This window comes from Vibrio sp. 10N.222.49.C9, from assembly GCF_041474985.1.
GTDB classification, from domain to species: domain Bacteria; phylum Pseudomonadota; class Gammaproteobacteria; order Enterobacterales; family Vibrionaceae; genus Vibrio; species Vibrio crassostreae_C.
The window spans coordinates 1-299 of the sequence record NZ_JBFRVD010000129.1; the positions used below are offsets into that span (position 1 = coordinate 1).

A 299-nucleotide genomic window follows, 5' to 3' on the forward strand; every position below is an offset into this window, starting at 1 on the left:
GAAGTGTACATGGGTTGTGCCGGTGGCATCGACTCTAGCCTTGAATTCGCTATCGAGCGTGAAGATGCCCCGCAAGGCTCTGTGACTAAAAAGCTGATCTTGAAGGGCTTGAAAGGCGGTCACTCTGGCTGTGATATTCACACTGGTCGTGGCAACGCGAACAAGTTACTGGCACGTTTTCTTGCCAGCCACGCCGAAGAGCTAGAACTACGACTGATTGATTTTACCGGTGGTAGCCTGCGCAATGCGATCCCTCGTGAAGGTTCAGTCACCCTTGCCCTGCCACAAGCCAATGTAGC

The 299-nt window shown here is 53.2% G+C and carries 1 protein-coding gene; it reads left to right on the forward strand.

The features are described from left to right. The coding region (locus AB4585_RS22305) for a peptidase dimerization domain-containing protein (RefSeq protein WP_372170994.1) at window positions 1-299 on the forward strand (299 nt) is incomplete at both ends.